This is a genomic window from Chryseobacterium sp. BIGb0232 (assembly GCF_024810195.1).
Classification (GTDB): Bacteria; Bacteroidota; Bacteroidia; order Flavobacteriales; family Weeksellaceae; genus Chryseobacterium; species Chryseobacterium pennae.
In genome coordinates, this window is record NZ_JANUEH010000001.1 from 1,004,527 (window position 1) to 1,021,383 (window position 16,857).

15 protein-coding genes are annotated in these 16,857 nt (G+C 36.2%); 4 read left to right on the forward strand and 11 right to left on the reverse strand.

The features are described 5' to 3' along the window. Positions 1-23: 23 nt before the first annotated feature. The 7 genes from M2372_RS04255 to M2372_RS04285 form a co-directional block, all read right to left on the reverse strand. The gene (locus M2372_RS04255) at positions 24-818 is read right to left on the reverse strand and encodes a thymidylate synthase (RefSeq protein WP_123319072.1); all 795 of its coding nucleotides are present in this window, start codon (positions 816-818) and stop codon (positions 24-26) included. A 157-nt stretch (positions 819-975) separates the two neighbouring features. After that, entirely contained in the window at positions 976-1,626 is a 651-nt protein-coding gene (locus M2372_RS04260; protein WP_123318217.1) for a hypothetical protein, read from the reverse strand. 18 nt (positions 1,627-1,644) lie between these two features. Continuing rightward, positions 1,645-2,085 (reverse strand): hypothetical protein, encoded by a 441-nt coding sequence (locus M2372_RS04265; RefSeq protein ID WP_123319071.1) that lies wholly within the window; start codon positions 2,083-2,085, stop codon positions 1,645-1,647. A 145-nt stretch (positions 2,086-2,230) separates the two neighbouring features. Next, entirely contained in the window at positions 2,231-3,580 is a 1,350-nt protein-coding gene (locus tag M2372_RS04270) for an alpha-amylase family glycosyl hydrolase (RefSeq protein ID WP_123318216.1), read from the reverse strand. Positions 3,581-3,935: 355 nt separating this feature from the next. Then, complete coding sequence (locus tag M2372_RS04275; RefSeq protein WP_123318215.1) at positions 3,936-4,532, reverse strand: IS1096 element passenger TnpR family protein; 597 nt, start codon at positions 4,530-4,532, stop codon at positions 3,936-3,938. Between the two features lie 134 nt (positions 4,533-4,666). Continuing rightward, positions 4,667-5,698, reverse strand: a complete 1,032-nt coding sequence (locus M2372_RS04280; RefSeq protein WP_115969521.1) for a cell wall metabolism sensor histidine kinase WalK — start codon at positions 5,696-5,698, stop codon at positions 4,667-4,669. Positions 5,699-5,746: 48 nt separating this feature from the next. Next, positions 5,747-6,421 (reverse strand): response regulator transcription factor, encoded by a 675-nt coding sequence (locus M2372_RS04285; RefSeq protein ID WP_115969519.1) that lies wholly within the window; start codon positions 6,419-6,421, stop codon positions 5,747-5,749. A 324-nt stretch (positions 6,422-6,745) separates the two neighbouring features. On the opposite strand from M2372_RS04285, the gene M2372_RS04290 reads away from it, so the two are divergent. Both M2372_RS04290 and M2372_RS04295 read left to right on the forward strand, forming a co-directional pair. After that, entirely contained in the window at positions 6,746-9,535 is a 2,790-nt protein-coding gene (locus M2372_RS04290; RefSeq protein WP_123318214.1) for a TonB-dependent receptor domain-containing protein, read from the forward strand. Positions 9,536-9,581: 46 nt separating this feature from the next. Beyond that, positions 9,582-10,988: a hypothetical protein gene (locus M2372_RS04295; protein WP_123318213.1), complete on the forward strand. Its 1,407-nt coding sequence runs from the start codon at positions 9,582-9,584 to the stop codon at positions 10,986-10,988. Between the two features lie 413 nt (positions 10,989-11,401). Here the strand turns inward: M2372_RS04295 and M2372_RS04300 are convergent, their stop codons facing one another. The 4 genes from M2372_RS04300 to M2372_RS04315 all read right to left on the reverse strand — a co-directional run bounded on the left by M2372_RS04300 (position 11,402) and on the right by M2372_RS04315 (position 15,833). Then, positions 11,402-12,640, reverse strand: a complete 1,239-nt coding sequence (locus tag M2372_RS04300; protein ID WP_123318212.1) for an amidohydrolase — start codon at positions 12,638-12,640, stop codon at positions 11,402-11,404. A gap of 80 nt (positions 12,641-12,720) precedes the next feature. Next, entirely contained in the window at positions 12,721-13,566 is an 846-nt protein-coding gene (locus tag M2372_RS04305) for a helix-turn-helix domain-containing protein (RefSeq protein WP_123319070.1), read from the reverse strand. Positions 13,567-13,814: 248 nt separating this feature from the next. Continuing rightward, the gene (locus M2372_RS04310; protein WP_123318211.1) at positions 13,815-14,486 is read right to left on the reverse strand and encodes an ankyrin repeat domain-containing protein; all 672 of its coding nucleotides are present in this window, start codon (positions 14,484-14,486) and stop codon (positions 13,815-13,817) included. A 12-nt stretch (positions 14,487-14,498) separates the two neighbouring features. Continuing rightward, on the reverse strand, positions 14,499-15,833 hold the full coding sequence (locus tag M2372_RS04315; protein ID WP_123318210.1) for an amidohydrolase: 1,335 nt from the start codon (positions 15,831-15,833) through the stop codon (positions 14,499-14,501). 258 nt (positions 15,834-16,091) lie between these two features. Between M2372_RS04315 and M2372_RS04320 the strand changes: the two genes are divergently transcribed. Both M2372_RS04320 and M2372_RS04325 read left to right on the forward strand, forming a co-directional pair. Beyond that, entirely contained in the window at positions 16,092-16,445 is a 354-nt protein-coding gene (locus tag M2372_RS04320) for a hypothetical protein (RefSeq protein WP_123318209.1), read from the forward strand. 54 nt (positions 16,446-16,499) lie between these two features. Further along, positions 16,500-16,853 carry a hypothetical protein gene (locus M2372_RS04325; RefSeq protein WP_123318208.1) on the forward strand — a complete coding sequence of 118 codons (354 nt, stop codon included), beginning with the start codon at positions 16,500-16,502 and terminating at the stop codon, positions 16,851-16,853. Positions 16,854-16,857 lie beyond the last annotated feature (4 nt).

A 16,857-nucleotide genomic window follows, 5' to 3' on the forward strand; every position in this document is an offset into this window, starting at 1 on the left:
GACAATCAGGAAATCCGGTCATATTAAATAGCTACAGGAGCTTTAATTCCCGGATGTGGATCATAGTTTTCTAAGGTAAAATCTTCAAAATCGAAATCAAAAATATTTTTCACCTCCGGATTCAGCTTCATGGTCGGAAGAGATTTTGTTTCTCTTGAAAGCTGTCTGTTTACCTGTTCAAAATGGTTGTTATAAATATGAACATCCCCAAAACTATGTACGTAATCTCCCACTTCAAGATCACAAACCTGTGCTACCATCATCAGTAACAGTGCATAACTGGCAATATTGAAAGGAACTCCAAGAAAAACATCTGCACTTCTCTGATAAAGCTGTAATGACAATTTACCGTCTGCTACATAAAACTGAAATAATGCATGGCAAGGTGCCAGCGCCATATTCGGGATCTCTGCCACATTCCATGCAGAAACGATAAGCCTTCTGGAGTCCGGATTCTTTTTGATTTGGTCGATTACTTCCGTGATCTGATCCACTATTTTTCCGTCTGCTCCATTCCAGCTTCTCCATTGTGCCCCGTAAACAGGGCCAAGGTCACCATTTTCATCTGCCCATTCATCCCAGATACTTACTCCGTTATCTTTAAGATATTTGATATTGGTATCTCCTTTCAGAAACCAAAGCAATTCGTAGATAATGGATTTCAAATGCACTTTTTTGGTGGTCACCAAAGGAAACCCTTTTGACAGATCATATCTTAGCTGATAACCAAACACACTTCTTGTTCCAGTGCCTGTTCTGTCAGTTTTATCGGTTCCGTTGTCTAAAATATGCTGTAAAAGATCCAGGTAGTTTTGCATTTTGAAAGGAATTTTATGCCCCAAATTTAGTAAAAAAGCATCAAAAAAAGCACCCATTGTATGAATGCTTTTTATAATAGGTATATCCGTTTTCTATTAAACAGTTGTATATCTGTCACCTACGGAATATTAAAATATTTTATTCTTTTTGATAGAATTATAATACTGTTACACTAATTTTCTCACTGTTTCCGTTGATTGATTTCAGCTGTCCGTATCTATTTTTATCAATAAACTTATCATTCGAATAATCCAGTTTTACCGGGCCAAATTTCACAAGCTTTTTAAACTTACTTTCATCGATAATATCTTTAGTTCCGTAATCTATAGAAATATCACCTATTGTTTTCAGTTTTCCCAACCTGCTGTTATCCATGATATCATCTCCCCAGTAATCTACATTAAGATTTCCTATTTTCTTTACTTTACCAGCTTTTTCTCTGGTAAATGCAGTGTCATCCCAATAATCCACAGCGATATTTCCTATACTCTTTATTTTACCGGCTTTTTCTCTGGTAAATGCGGAATCATTCCAATAGTCTATTTTAATACCGCCTATACTCTTCAGTTTACCATATTTGATCTTGTCAAAAATAGCATCCTCGTAATATTCAACTTTCCCGTTGAGGTCAGGAGCATTGAAATCGGAGATTAACCCGTCTGCATTAAGGGTAACCACAAAACCATCTACAGTAAGTTTTACTGTTTCCAAATCATATGTTCTCCCGGAAACTGAGGCACGAACCTGTGCATTGCTTGCTAAGCTGCCCAAGAGAAAAACAAAGGGAAGTAAATTTTTAAATTTCATAATATTTTAAAGATTGATTTACCAGATATTCTCAATATTCTGATTGATATTGTTGATGGTAAATGTCTCTCCCATTTTCTTGCCAAACATTGCTTTTACTAAAGGAGATTCTGCAGATACCGTCATAATTTTCTTGTTATCACAAAGAAACTCTCCCATTGAAGCAGCAATATAGAATAATCCCTTATCGGTTTTTACCAAAGCACCATTCTGAACTTTTTCGGAAGGGTCTGATGTAATCTTTTGTAAAATAGCCTGTTGATTCAAGACTTCATTAAGCTGACGCTGCAGGTTATTGATTTCCTGCTGAAGCATTTCCCTGCCCGTTTCGTACTTATCTCCCATAGAGCTTTTAGTATCATTGTTGGAAGCGCGGGTTTCTGCGATAAGGTTTTCGAAATACTGGATTTTGTCTGCTAATTTGGTTTTAGCCATGTTTATGATTTCCTCTTTGTTCATTGTAATACTGCTTTTATTGAGAGTGGAAAAACCACCCGTCAAAATCATAGATGCTGATACCTCTCCAGAAAAGGGGGAAGTTGTACCGTTCTAAAATGGCGATTAAAGTTTATAGTTTCATCCTAAATTTCAGTAACATAAATGGTTACTTTTCAAATACGGCATAGTCTGAAACTTTAAAACTGAAGTCTTTTCCTTCATCGAAATTCCTTTTTGTTTTTTCGAATACGCTTCTGAATGTTCCTGAAATATTTCCATCTTCAATGGTAAAGTTGACAGGTTCTTTCGACATGTTTAAAACAACCAGTACTTCATCTTTTCCATTTTTTCTTACGTATGCTAATATTTTGTCATTAGCCGTTGTATTCAGGAGATAAGTGCTCACATTCGGATCTCCTCCTCTCAAAGCAGGGTTGAAAGCTTTTAAATCCAATAATGTTTTATAAAAATCAGCAACCTGATAAGTCTTAGTCCATTTAATCGGATCTTTCTCAAAAAACTCAAGTCTTTTCATATTGGGAAGTTCCTGACCTGAATATAATAACGGAACTCCGTTCCATGTAGCTGAAAATACAGCCATCGGTTTTGCAATTACTGCATATTTTTCATATTCTGTCCCGTTCCACGAATTTTCATCATGATTAGCCGTAAACCAGGCTCTCATTGAGTTATCTCCGATATTGGAATATTGCACCAATAAATCCTTCAGCTCCTGAAGCGGCTCGTTTTTTTTGTAGTAATCTGCAGATTTGTGCATCCATTTCCAGGAATAGCTTGCATCAAAAACTTTTCCATACTCAGGACTTTCCAATTCATCAAATTCCCCCAGCCAGAAAAGAGGTTTTACTTTCTCTACTTCCGGACGTGCCTGTTGCCAGAAATCTACTTCCACCCATGAAGCCAGATCGCATCTGAAACCGTCGATATCCGTTTCCGTTACCCAGAATTTCATGGCATCAATCATAGCCTGACGCATTTCCTGATTTTTATAATCCAGTTCAATGATATCATCCATTCCGGAAGCAATATGGAATTTCCCATCGGAATCTTTCAGATAAAATTCAGGGTGAGTCTTCGTCCATACATGATCCCAGCCTGTGTGATTGCCTACCCAGTCAATGATCACTTTGAATCCCAGTCTGTGCGCTTCATTCACTATAGCTTTGAAATCTTCCATTGTCCCGAATTCCGGATTGATGGAGGTGTAATCTGCTGCTGCATAAGGGCTTCCCAAGCTTCCTTTTTTATTTTGCTGAGCAATCGGGGTAATGGGCATAAACCAGAGAGTTCTTACTCCCATCGCTTTCAGTCGGGGCATTTCTTTTGCAAATGCTTTAAAAGTCCCTTCCTGAGTATATTGTCTGATATTTACTTCGTAGATATTTGTAGTATGTTTCCATTCTTTTGGCAGTTCTGTCATCTTCCCGGTATTTTTTTGAGTGGTACAGGAAACAATTCCCAGACCAATTACAGCTAATAAAATTAATTTCTTCATTAATCTATTTTTAACAAAAGTAAGGATTGTTTTTCAGGGAAGGGGGCTAAAAGGGAAAATTACAGACGTCCTTTTTGAAATAATACAGATTAAAAAGCAATTGACTTATGGTAAATTTTCCTTTATCTGAATATGATTATAAAGGTTGGGAAATAAAGCAGTCCCATTAATGGTTGAAATTTGGCACAAAGTTTTTAATCTGTTCTAAATTATTTTTAGAGAGAAGATGAGGAATCAACTTCAAACTTTCTGTCTGATCTGTAATTCTTTAAAAATGAAATGTTATAAATTTCTTTTATTTCTATTAAAAAGCCCCGGATTGTTTAATCCGGGGCAATATTTCTATGTCTACATCTTATCTTTCGTCATCGCTATCATCTTCGTCATCAAAGATGTCATCGTTGTAGTCTTCTTCCTCCTCATCATCATAGCTGTCGTCTTCATCGGCAAAATTTCCGCCGCCTCCGAAGTCATCTTCGAAACCAAACTCATCATCTGCCAAAGGCATTGCTGATTTCTTTCTGGAACCTCCTCCATTTCCATTTTTACTAGGAGCTTTTAATGGAACATTTCCAAATCTGTATACCGTAATCGGGTAGTTTACTCCTTTTGTCTCATCAATGATTTCTATAAGCTCACAGAAGAATTCCCAAAGATCAAGAAGCCCATACTGGAATTGTGCTTTATCCCCTTTGTTTTCAAAAGCTTCATCAATGTATACGTCTGACATAATCTCACCATCACCATCATCGCTCATATCTTCCAATGGGACACCTTTTACGATCGTTCCGTCTTCTTCTAACAGATTAAAAGTAGAAAGTTCTTCTCCCTGCAGACTGAATGCACTTTTAATTCCTAAATGTAAGTTCCATAACGTTTGTTTTCCCTTAACTTCAATATCACGGAAAATATCCTCTTTCGCATCTAATATTACGCGGATTTTGTAAACCATATCAGTTTCTTAAATTACTTTTTTGCCTTTATAATTATGATAAATCTCTGGTGCAAATATATAATAAATGACATGTGACAAAAAAATATTTCAGGATTTTTTAAAATATTTTTTTTCCTTACATTTTGACGGAATTATTTACTTTTTTCAAGCATAAAACTGAATTTCGTTCCTTCGAGGTAAACACTTTCTACAGTAATGTTTTCATTGTGAGCCTCAAGGATGTGCTTTACAATGGCAAGTCCTAATCCGGAACCACCTTCTCTTCGGCTTCGGCTGGTTTCTACACGATAGAAACGTTCGAAGATTCTTGGAAGAATTTCAGATTTGATTCCCATCCCGTTATCGATCACTTCAATAAGTACTTTATTCTTTAAAACACTCGTTTTAACGATCACTTTTGCTTCCTGTCTGTTGGCATAGTGAATTGCATTTGATATCAGATTGATAAAGACCTGAGAAATTTTCTGTTTATCTGCTTCTACAAAAATCTGTGGATGCAGGGTCTGGATCTGTAATGTGGTATTCCGTTTTTCGGCTTCAAGGTCAAGAAGATCAAAAATCTCCCTGATCAGAAGGTTAACATCAAATTTTGAAACGGTAAGATTAATCTCCCCTGCTTCAAGCCTGTTGATCATATCAAGGTCTGTAACGATGGCAATCAGTCTTTCTACAGACTTATCAATCCTTTCAAGATATTTATCACGGATGGTCAGATTATCTACACCACCGTCTCTTAAGGTTTCCACATAGCCCTGAATGGAAAATAAAGGAGTTTTAAGTTCATGGGAAACATTACCGATATATTCTTTACGGTAGCTTTCCATTTCTTTCATCATATCTATTTCTGTGGCTCTCTGCTGATTGAGATCTGAAAATCTTTCTCCCAATTCTTTGATGGTAATATTCTCATCGTTATCATGAACCATTTCCTGTGGTAGGATTCCGGAAAGTCCTTTTACCTGTTTTCTTCCGTAATAGTTGAAAAGAAGTTCCAATACCACACAGTTGATAATAAAGATAAGAACTACACAGATTAAAAGACCCGTTTTGAATAAAGGGGTCTCATAATAGATATCTTTAAGTGAATCGAAAACGACCACCAGAAAAAGCATTACCAATGTCAGCAGACAGGAGGCAACGAGTGTAAGCCTGTAAAATTTCAATTTTACAAAGTTTTAAGGATTGAACGTAAAGATAAGGTTTTTAAAGGATTAAACGATCAGTTTATATCCAATTCCTTTTAATGTCTGAATGGTATTGATGCCCAGTTTTTCTCTCAGCCTTCTGATGTGAACATCAATGGTTCTTTCTCCTACAATAACATCATTACCCCAAACTTTTTCAAGAATTTCTTCTCTTTTGAAAACTTTTTCAGTGTTGGAAGCCAAAAGATACAGTAGATCAAATTCTTTTTTAGGAAGAAGAAACTGCTGTCCACTTTTAGAAACTCTGAAATTATCTTTATCAATAACAAGATCACCGATCTCAATCAGCTTGGCGTTGTCAGAAACCTGCGAAGTCAATTGTAATAAAGCGTTTACTTTAGAGATAAGAATTTTCGGTTTGATCAGTTTTACAACGTAATCATTAGCGCCTGCCTGGAAGCCTGCTAACTGGGAAAACTCTTCGCTTCTTGCGGAAAGGAAAACAATAAGTGTCTTTTGGAGTTCTTTCACTTTACGAAGTTCCTGACAAGTTTCAATACCATCTTTTTCTGGCATCATTACATCCAGTAGAATAAGATCAGGAATTATTTCCTTTGCTTTTTCTATTCCCTCATTACCATTGGTAGCAGTATGGATTTCATATCCTTCCTTTTCCAGGTTGTAAGACAGAATCTCTAAAATGTCCAGTTCGTCGTCTATTAAAAGAATTTTTTTGCTCATCTTCTAGTTTAAGAATTCCCACAAAAGTAACTATTTTCATTGATTTCATCTATCCTCCCAATGTTAACTAATTATTAAAAAGCGAATATTTTCACAGCAATTAAAAAATCAATAATAAAAAGAATAAATAAATGAATTAAAATCAAATATACGAAACATTTTCTATAAAACAAATAAAATAAAACCATTAAAAAAACAAAGATCAATAACGTAAACAACTTATAATTCATTAATACAAACTTCACAATTAATTAAGATTATCCTAAACTTTTCCTAAAAACTTAGCCTTTATTTTGCCCTTGAAAAAGAAGTAAAAGAAGTAAAATGAAAAAACAACTCCACAAGAGCATTATGCTACTTGCCTTGTTTTCTGCTGGCTATGCTTTTGCACAGAGCCAAATTCTTGAAGGTAGGGTATTGGATGAGAAGGACAACACTCCTATAGAAGGTGTAAAAGTAAAGGTTAATGACCAGGAAGTAGTCACAGACCTTTCCGGATACTATTCTATCAATTTATCCCCTGGTGCCAACTATATAATAACGGTAAGCTCTAACGGGTACAATAAAAAGGAGATCAGTGAAGTTATCGTAAAAAATGACGGAAACACTCATCTTGATATTGTTTTGGAAAAACCAACTGCTAAAGAGAAAGAAATTGAGGGGGTTGTCATTAAATCTAATGCAAGAAAAGAAACGATTGCCTCTACCATCGGATTACAGAAAAATGCAGGTGTAGTTTCTCAGGTTATTGGTATTGAAGCAATTAAAAGAAGTCCGGACAGAAACACCGGTGAAGTTCTGAAAAGAGTTTCAGGGGTAAGTTTATTTGATGGAAAATATATAGTCGTAAGAGGATTATCTGACCGTTATAACCAGGCCATGCTAAACGGTATTCAGCTATCCAGTACGGAACCGGACAGAAAGACTTTCTCTTTTGACCTTTTCCCTGCCAATGTTATCGAAACCCTTGTTATCAATAAAACCTTTATTCCTGAATATACCGGTGAATGGGGAGGCGGACTGATTCAGGTAAACACTAAAGACATTCCTAATAAAGACTTCTTCAATGCACAAGTGGGTGTGGGAGGTAACAACATTACCATGAACCATGAGTTCTTTATGCAGAAAGGAGGAAAATGGGACTTTGTAGGAATTGATGATGGTTACAGAAAATTACCTACCAATATGCCTGCAAAGAATGCGTTCAGTATTCTGAGTGAAGGTCAAAAAACAGATATTGGTAAAGGATTTACTAAAAATCTAGGATACAATACGATAGGTTATCCTGAAAACGTAAGCTTACAATTGGATGGAGGTTTCAATACAAAGGTTTTCGGAAAAGACTTAGGGGTTATTGCAGTTTTAAACTACAGTAACAATAAAAGAAGAACTGTAACCAACAACCGTTTCTTCACCATCAACGACGAAATTGCAAATACAAACTTCGATTACTATACTGAAAAATATACCAACGATGTTATTCTTGGCGGGATGTTGAATCTAGCGCTGAAGTTTAACAGCAACAATAAAATTACTTTAAAGAACATCATCACCAATAATACGGTGAACCACATGTCTTTCAGATCAGGAAAAGATTTTGAATTTGATCCTATCAACGGAACCAATATCCAGGCAAGGGAAATTGGATTTAAAGAAACTATTTTCTATAATTCAACTCTTACCGGAACTCACAAAATAGATGCTCTTGGTGGTCTTACCGTAAACTGGTACGGAAGCTTCGGGATTCTGGATCAGTATATTCCTTTGCTACAGCGTTTGCAGTATAACCAATACACGAATATGGATGGAAGTCCTTACCTGGCCTTGATCTCGAATGGTCTTTCCCAGAAATCAGGAAGTGTTTTCTATTCTACATTGAGTGATTACCTGTATAATGCAGGGGGTGATGTCTCTAAATCATTTACTTTATTCGGTCAGAAGCAAACCATTAAGGGAGGATATTTATTCCAGGTAAAAGACAGAATCTATAACTCAAGGCCATTCTCTGTAAGGCTTGAAAAATACAACCAAGGATTACTTTCCCAACCTTTTGAGACGATCTTTAATTCTGAAAACTTCGGTACTGACGGTAGATTTACATTTGATGAAATTGCCGGAAACCAATACCGATATATTGCCAACACAATCCTTAACGCAGGATATCTACAGTTTGACAACAACTTTACACCTTGGTTAAGAGCTGTTTGGGGATTAAGAGTTGAAAACTTTGATCAGCTGGTAGGTAGTACCAAAAGAAGCGATGACCGTTTTGTAAATACACGTGTTACAGATTTCTTACCAGCGCTTAACTTAACTTTCAAAGTGAATCCTAAAATGAATATCCGTCTTGCCGGTTCACAGACTGTAGTAAGACCTGAGTTCAGAGAGGTTTCTCCTTTAGCTTATTATGATTTTGATCTGGGAGCTACTGTAATCGGAAGCAAGGATATTGAAAGAACTAAAATTACAAGTGCCGACCTACGTTGGGAATTCTATCCAAGAAATGGAGAGATCCTTTCCGTGGCAGCTTTCTATAAAAACTTCAAAAAACCGATTGAATTGTACTTCAACCAATCGGGGGTAGGAACAAGTAATACCTTCAACTATCTGAATGTAGACAAGGCTGATGCTTACGGAGTTGAATTGGAATTCAGAAAAAAACTGGATTTTGTAAGCACTCTTAAAGACTTCACGTTGGGTGGTAACTTCGCTTATATTAAAAACAAAGTAACAGATGAGGCTACCAGAATTGACAGACCCATGCAGGGACAGTCTCCTTACACCATCAACTTAAGTCTTCAGTATGATGCTGAGAAGTCAGGATGGTCTTCTACTGTACTATTCAACATGATCGGAAGAAGAATCCTTTATGTAGGAAACGATCAGGTTCCGCCAATCTGGGAAGCTCCGAGACCACTTTTAGACTTCCAGGTTGCTAAGAAGATCTGGAACAAAAAAGGAGAAATCAAGCTAAATGTTTCTGATATCCTGAACCGTCGTGCTAAATTCTATCATGATCTAAACAATAACAAAAAGTATGATACTACTGACGCTCTTGCCATAGATCGATTAACAGGTACCAACTTCAGTTTAACACTAGGGTACAGCTTTTAATAATTCATTCAAAATAATCTAATAAAAATAATTTAATTCTTACAATATGAAAAAGTTCGTTTTATATTCTTTAATGCTTGGTGCTTTAGTGTCAACTACTGCATGTAGAAATATAGAAGAAGATGGACCAACCATCGTTCAAAATGGAGGTAACGGAAACGGAGGAGATTCTGAAAACCTAATTCTTACAGGAAAAATCACTTCTGATCTTACTCTTAAGGCTAATAAAATTTATAAACTAAGAGGTTTAGTATATGTAACTAAGGGAGCGACTTTAACAATCGAACCTGGTACAAAAATCGTAGGTGAAGCTGATAAAAACGGAGCTTTAATCATTACGAGAGGAAGTAAAATCATGGCTAAAGGAACGGCTACCAATCCAATTATCTTTACTTCAGAAAAACCTAGTCCAAAAAGAGGTGACTGGGCAGGTCTTGTTATCTTAGGAAATGCACCTACCAATGCTACATTTAAAGGACAAAACGGTGTTGGAGAAATGGAAGGAGGTATCAATGATGCTGATGGCCTTGGACTTTACGGAGGAAATAATGCAGCTGACAACAGTGGTGTATTACAATATGTAAGAGTAGAATATGCAGGGTATGCATTCTTACCAGATAAAGAGATCAATGGGATCACATTTGGAGGGGTAGGTAACGGAACTCTTGTAGATTATGTGGAGGTTGCTTATGCTAATGATGACAGTTTCGAATGGTTCGGAGGAACGGTAAACTGTTCTCACCTTATTGCTTACAAAGGTCTTGATGATGATTTCGATACTGATAACGGTTATTCAGGAAATGTACAGTTCGGTATTGCCGTAAGGGATTCCCAGGTAGCTGACGTTTCAGGATCTAACGCATTTGAATCTGATAATGATGCTAATGGTTCTGTAACTGCACCTCAGACGTCTGCTACATTCTCTAACATGACGATTATCGGGCCAATCAACTCTGCTGCCCCTGGTCAAATCAATGCATTATTCCAAAATGCATTACAGATCAGAAGAAACTCATCTATTTCTGTATTCAATTCTGTATTCACAGGATATCCTGTAGGTCTATTTATTGATGCTACTAAAGGAACTGCAACAGATCTTAATATTACAGGAAATAGATTATTCTTTGAAAACAATGTTTTAGCAGGAAATACAACTCCTCTGAAATTCGGACCTTCTTCTCCTACCACTTATTCAATTGAACTTCTTACAACGTGGTTTAATAATGGTGGAAATTCGATCTTAGGTTCTACAGCTGATGTAAAACTTACTAACGCATGGGCACCTGGCGGAACTACTCCGAACTTTGCTCCTGCTTCAGGATCTCCACTATTGTCCGGAGCTAAATTTACCAATACTAAAGTAAGTAACTGGTTCCAAAAAGTAGCTTACAAAGGCGCTGTAGCAGACCTTAGTGATACTTGGTATGCGGGATGGACAAACTTCAATTTATAAAATAATATAGTAGTTAGATTTTATTCATAAGAAGCCTTCGGAAGTTTTTCCGAAGGCTTTTTTTAACATAATTATGTGAAAATAACGATTACAGGAATTTTCAATATTACGACATGTTCATATTTAAAATATAGACCTTATCTTTTTGTGAACATAAAATAATGTTTTTTGATTAGTTTATTAATCTTCTGATCTTAGGTTTTGGCTAAAGCCAATGGAATGCTTTATATTTATTTGGCTGAGCTAAAGCCCACCCCTATTGATGCTGATATCCGCGTGGATAATGGTTGTTTAGCTACAATACTTTTTACTTTTTACTTTTTACTTTTATATCAATAAAAAAACAGCCATCGGAAAATCTCCGACAGCTGATTCACAAAAAACAAGTGTATAAAAAATATATACATTATCATTTAACTTCTCCAGAACAGAGTCCCGTCATGCATCAGGGCTTCTATTTTAGACATCTTGGAAACGGCTTCTGCTGAACATGAGGCAGCTGCTAAAACAACAGCTGCATTATCACCGGCATTAGGCCACTGTTGCTTTCCTTTCTCGTCCAAAGGAAGAATACTTTGAGTAGCGAACTGTAATGCTCTTGAGAGCGCAAATTCAGTTGCATAGCCATAGAGTTCAGCAATCAGATTGGCTTTCTGTAACATACTTCCTGATCCGAAAGTACTCCAGAAATCCTGTACGTTATCATTTCCAATCAAAACATTTACTCCATGTTTTTTCAAAGTCGGGATTGGCATTATCGTCTTTTTAAATGGTACGGAAGAAGCTATTCCCACTTTTCCGGCAGCCAGTCTTTCAGAGATCTCTTCTGCTTCTTTTGGAGATAGATGAGCCAATGCAAAAGCGTGACTTACAAAAGTTTTTCCTTGAAGCGCAGGATTTTCTATAGCTTTATCAATCAGGTAATTGATTGTCTTCATTCCGGACTCTCCTATTTCATGCAGGTGAATATCAATTCCTTTGTTGTGATCCAGTGCCAGCTGTACGGTGAAGTCCATTACTTTTTCAATACTTCCGTCAATACTTAATGGGTCTAATCCTCCTATAAAAGCAACGCTTTCTAATTTTGCAGCTTCTTTCATCAAAGGAGCTGATTCTGTATAATATACTCCGTGTTGCGGGAAAGCTACAAGTTCTGCTTTAAAAGAGTCTTTTTTATTTTGAAGCGCCTGTTCCAGATTCTCCAGTGATTTTAACCCTGAAGTAGGATCAATATTGAAGTGCGTTCTTGCAAAATGAGTTCCATAATGCTGCAACAGACTGATTAACTGTTCTGCTCTCTCTACTGAAGTTTTTAACAGTTCCGGAATGATTTCCTGTTCATAGGCTATCATATCCTTTACGCTTTTTCTTTTTGGAGATAATGCCTGCCACGGAAGACCATACCATGTTTTATCAAGATGAATATGCATATCTCTGAAAGCAGGAAGCATCAGATATCCTTTAGCATCAATAGCGTCAGAAGCAGAATCATTAGTCTTTACCGATTTAATTTTTCCGTCTTCAATTTCTATACTGAAAAGGTCTGTCTTTGTTCCGGTCACCTCATCATTTTCGTATTCAAAACCTGTTTCCAGACGTACATTTTTAAGGGAGTAGTTTCCTTTTGCAGTTAGTTGATAGGGAAATTGCATGATTTAATATTTTAACCCTACAAAATTACACCAGCTTCTGATCAAAACCGGTGTATCAATTATGTCTTGTTTTGTATAAATTATTCCTTGAACTGAGAGGGCGTCATTCCCGTCTGCACTTTAAAGAATTTTGAAAAGCTGGCATGATCATAAAAACCCAGATCATATACAATATCTTTCACAGACATTTCCGAGACTTTCAAAAGACGTTTCGCTTCCAGTAAAATACGGTCCTGAATAAGGGATGATGCGGAAGTATTGAGATTCTTTTTACAGACAATATTCAGGTAATTCGCTGAGATATTCAACTTATCAGCATAAAAGGAAACAGATCTTTCAGTTTTGAAGTGTTCATCAATCAGGTGTAAAAATTTAGAAATAATAGGGTTTGAATTATAAACTTCAAAATCCTTAAAAACTCCTTCTACAGACTGGCTGACCAATAAACCGATCAGCTCACTTCTCTTCTGGATCAGTTCCCAAAATACCTTTTCACCATTCAGTTCTTTCTGAATTGCCTGAAATTCATACAAAAATGTTTTAAAAACATCCTGGGTAAGATTAATAACAGGATGATTCTGATAATAAGAAGCTGAAAACCTCAGTGAGGGCAAAAAGCTTTCAAACCAATCTCTGCTGATCATCAGCTGATACCCTACTGTTTCTTTTTCAATCACCCATTGATGTACCTGATCGGGAAAAACAAGATGAATCTGGTAATCCTTTACCTGATGTTCTGTAAAATCTATGGTGTGCGAACCTACTCCATGCTCAAAAAGATTGATGATAAAAAAATCATGTTTATGGGGGTCATCAATGGAGCGGGCTCCGTAAAGTTCATTAAACAGCAAATGGCAGCCGCTAAGCTGATTCTCACTAAACTCCTGAATTCCTAAAATGGGAAAATGATCTGTATGATAACTCACGCTACCTGAATTTCTTCTAAAATTAATAAAATTTACGGGAGAAAAAATTAAAATAGCCACAAAAGAAACAAATGGATCTTCTGTGGCTAAAACACCAACTAAATTATATATCTGAGTTTTATTACTTTTCTTGTGTTGGAAATCGCAACGGCGCTAAGGTTTAGTTCATGATGCTGTATTTAAAGCGCAAAGATTTTATCTCCGATAAAATTTAATACAGTTGATTTTATAATCTGTAAATATTGCTTTTATGATTTCAGGATCAGAGCTATTTCTTTAAATCCTAATGATTCGGCATGTTGTAAAGGCGTTTTGCCTGCATGATCGGGAATCGTGAGATTGGCTCCGTTATCTTTCAATATTTGCACAATTTCCTGATATTTCTGAGTTCCATTTCCAAGAATTACCGCTTCCATTAAAGCGGTCCATCCTAATTTGTTCACATGATTGATGGGGAAACCTTTTGTTTTAACCAAAACTTTCACAGTTTCTACATGACCACGTTCGCAGGCTGGTATCAAAGCGGTTCCGTTATAACGGTTGAACAGGTCAAAGCGTGCTCCATTTTCCAGGTATAAGGTAACCAATTCCGTCTGTCCGCTTGCTCCGGCGTATAAAAATGCACTGTCCAGCTGATCATCCTGAAGATTCACATCAGCCTTATAGGAAACCAACAATTTTGCCATTTCTGTTTGTTTCTCTAATGTTGCAATCAACAGTAAAGACCGTCCTTTTCTGTCCCGTGTATTTACATCCGTTCCGTTTTCAAGAGCAGATTTTACGGCAGAAATATTATTATTCTTTACCTGACTAATGATGTCTTTTTCCTGCATGATTTCTTCGTTTGGAAAATCACTAGATTTCTCCTGGCAGGCACTCAGACTTCCGAATGCTAAAAGAAATACCAATATTTTCTTCATTTTAAATCCAATTTAAAAAACTACATTTCCCTGATGTACCAAAGATTCTACATTTGAAATTCTAGATACAACTTCTGCAGAACAGCTTGCATTCAGCAGTACGAAATCTGCCTTATCTCCGGTTTTAGGCCATTGCTGAGTTCCTTTATCATCTAACGGAAGAATATTTCCTGTTGCAAGTTTTAAGCTTCTGGATAATAAAAACTCCGTTGAGTATCCGTACAGTTGAGCCATTAAATTGGCTTTCTGGAGGACGCTTCCGGTTCCGAAAGTATTCCAGTGATCTACAATACTGTCATTTCCTGTAAGTACTGTTACATTATGCTTATACAATGTCGGAATTGGCATGATCATTCTTCCGAAAGGAATAGTGGAAACGATTCCTATATTTGCTTCAGCCAATTTTTCAGCTATTTCCTCCTGCTTTTTTTCTTCTAATTTTGCCAATATAAAGCAATGGCTCAAATAGGTTTTTCCTTTTAAAGAAGGATTTCCATTTACTTTTTTAATAAGATACTCCACTGTTTTTAATCCGGAGTCTCCGGTTTCATGAAGGTGGATGTCTATTCCTTTTTTATGGTCTAAAGCCAACTGAACCGTAAAGTCTATTACTTTCTCAATATCACCGTCTATGTTGAATGGATCTACTCCACCGATAAAATCAATATCCATCTTAGCAGCTTCCTCCAGATAAGGTACAGAATCTGTATAATACACTCCGTGTTGTGGGAAAGCGACTAATTCTGCTCCGAAACTTTTCTTTTTATTGTCTAAAGCTTTCTGTAGATTTTTTAAGGACTGAAGTTTTGAAGTAGGTTCAATATTCACGTGACTTCTTGCAAAAGAGGTTCCTTTTGATTGTAATAATTCAATCATTTTCTCGGCCTTGGATGTGGAGTTTTTCAGCATTTCGGGAAGCATTTTCTGCTCCAGTCCGATCATTCCTTTTACCCCACCTGTTCTTTTTCTTACCGCCTGCCATTTATCCCCATAAAAGGTTTTATCCAAATGGATGTGCATGTCTTTAAATGCGGGAAGCATCAGTAATCCTTTTGCATCGATAGCCTTTGCGTTAGGTTGGTTAGGGGCTATTTTAGAAATTTTCCCGTTTTCAACTTCTATATAAAACAGATCTGTCTTTGTGGCGGAAACCTCTTCTTCATCATATTCAAAACCAGTTTCCAAACGAACATTTTTAAGGCTCAGCTTTCCTTTTGCTGAAATATTCTTCTCATTAAAAAAAGGGGATGCTGTCATCATATTCGGTATTAAAGTTAAACCTGCCATAGCCAACGCTGAATTTCTGATAAAATCCTTACGGGACATATTATTGTCTGAAGTCTTCATTTCCAATCTATTTATGACAAAATTAAAAAGAAGTGTTCTGATCAAAGTGTATAGTTTATTACAAAATCTGTATAATTTATACTTTTTCATCATAGTAATAAAAATCTCTATAATAACACATTATTAATTATCTTCTCACCAAAATAACTTTTTATACATGTGTTTTTAAACCATAAACCATACCCTTCAATACATTTCACGTAATAAAAACCGAACTATATTTTTTTTTGTATAATTTATATTTGTAAGAAAAAAAACATGAAAAAATTAATTAGTTTGATTTTAATAGGTACGGCACCTATTGTATCTGCTCAAATAGGTATTAATACTGATAATCCTAAAGCAACCCTGGATGTTACCTCAAAAAATGATGCTTTAGCAATTGAAGGCTTATTACCTCCAAGATTGACACGTGCAGAACTTACAGAAAAAGGCAATACTTTATATGGAACAGAACAGGACGGTGCCATAATATACATTAATGATGCTTCCGGAGGTGATCAACAAAGCCAAAGAGAGTATATTGATGGTAAAGGACTTTATATCTTTGATGCGGAAGCTTCCAACAAAGAAGGAAGATGGATGTGCCTATACTGTTACGCTGTTCTTTAATTAATTTATAAATAAAAAAGAGACTGGATTTTAAATTTACCTTTGAAAAAATATATGAAAAAAATCATTAGCATTCTTTCAGTATGTGCAACTTCTATTGCATTTGCCCAAACAGGGATCAACACCGAAACTCCAAAAGCAACTCTTGATGTTACTGCCAAAAAAGAAGTTTTAACCATTGATGGGTTATTACCTCCCAGATTAACACGTGCAGAACTTACAGCAAAAGGGAATACGTTATATGGAAAAGAGCAGGATGGCACCATCATCTATATTACAGATGCTTCCGGTGGAGATGAACTTAGCCAAAGAGAACATATACAAAGTAAAGGGCTTTATATTTTCGATGCCGATGAGGCAAATAAAGAAGGACGATGGATGTGTTTATTCTGCTATGGTTTTGCTTAATAAA

Excerpts from the sequence above, each read along its gene's own strand:
- M2372_RS04315 (WP_123318210.1), bottom strand. The coding sequence starts at position 15,833 with ATGAAGACTTCAGACAATAATATGTCCCGTAAGGATTTTATCAGAAAT.
- M2372_RS04320 (WP_123318209.1), top strand. The coding sequence starts at position 16,092 with ATGAAAAAATTAATTAGTTTGATTTTAATAGGTACGGCACCTATTGTA.
- M2372_RS04295 (WP_123318213.1), top strand. The coding sequence starts at position 9,582 with ATGAAAAAGTTCGTTTTATATTCTTTAATGCTTGGTGCTTTAGTGTCA.
- M2372_RS04265 (WP_123319071.1), bottom strand. The coding sequence starts at position 2,085 with ATGAACAAAGAGGAAATCATAAACATGGCTAAAACCAAATTAGCAGAC.
- M2372_RS04290 (WP_123318214.1), top strand. The coding sequence starts at position 6,746 with ATGAAAAAACAACTCCACAAGAGCATTATGCTACTTGCCTTGTTTTCT.
- M2372_RS04270 (WP_123318216.1), bottom strand. The coding sequence starts at position 3,580 with ATGAAGAAATTAATTTTATTAGCTGTAATTGGTCTGGGAATTGTTTCC.
- M2372_RS04285 (WP_115969519.1), bottom strand. The coding sequence starts at position 6,421 with ATGAGCAAAAAAATTCTTTTAATAGACGACGAACTGGACATTTTAGAG.
- M2372_RS04325 (WP_123318208.1), top strand. The coding sequence starts at position 16,500 with ATGAAAAAAATCATTAGCATTCTTTCAGTATGTGCAACTTCTATTGCA.
- M2372_RS04255 (WP_123319072.1), bottom strand. The coding sequence starts at position 818 with ATGCAAAACTACCTGGATCTTTTACAGCATATTTTAGACAACGGAACC.
- M2372_RS04300 (WP_123318212.1), bottom strand. The coding sequence starts at position 12,640 with ATGCAATTTCCCTATCAACTAACTGCAAAAGGAAACTACTCCCTTAAA.
- M2372_RS04275 (WP_123318215.1), bottom strand. The coding sequence starts at position 4,532 with ATGGTTTACAAAATCCGCGTAATATTAGATGCGAAAGAGGATATTTTC.
- M2372_RS04260 (WP_123318217.1), bottom strand. The coding sequence starts at position 1,626 with ATGAAATTTAAAAATTTACTTCCCTTTGTTTTTCTCTTGGGCAGCTTA.
- M2372_RS04310 (WP_123318211.1), bottom strand. The coding sequence starts at position 14,486 with ATGAAGAAAATATTGGTATTTCTTTTAGCATTCGGAAGTCTGAGTGCC.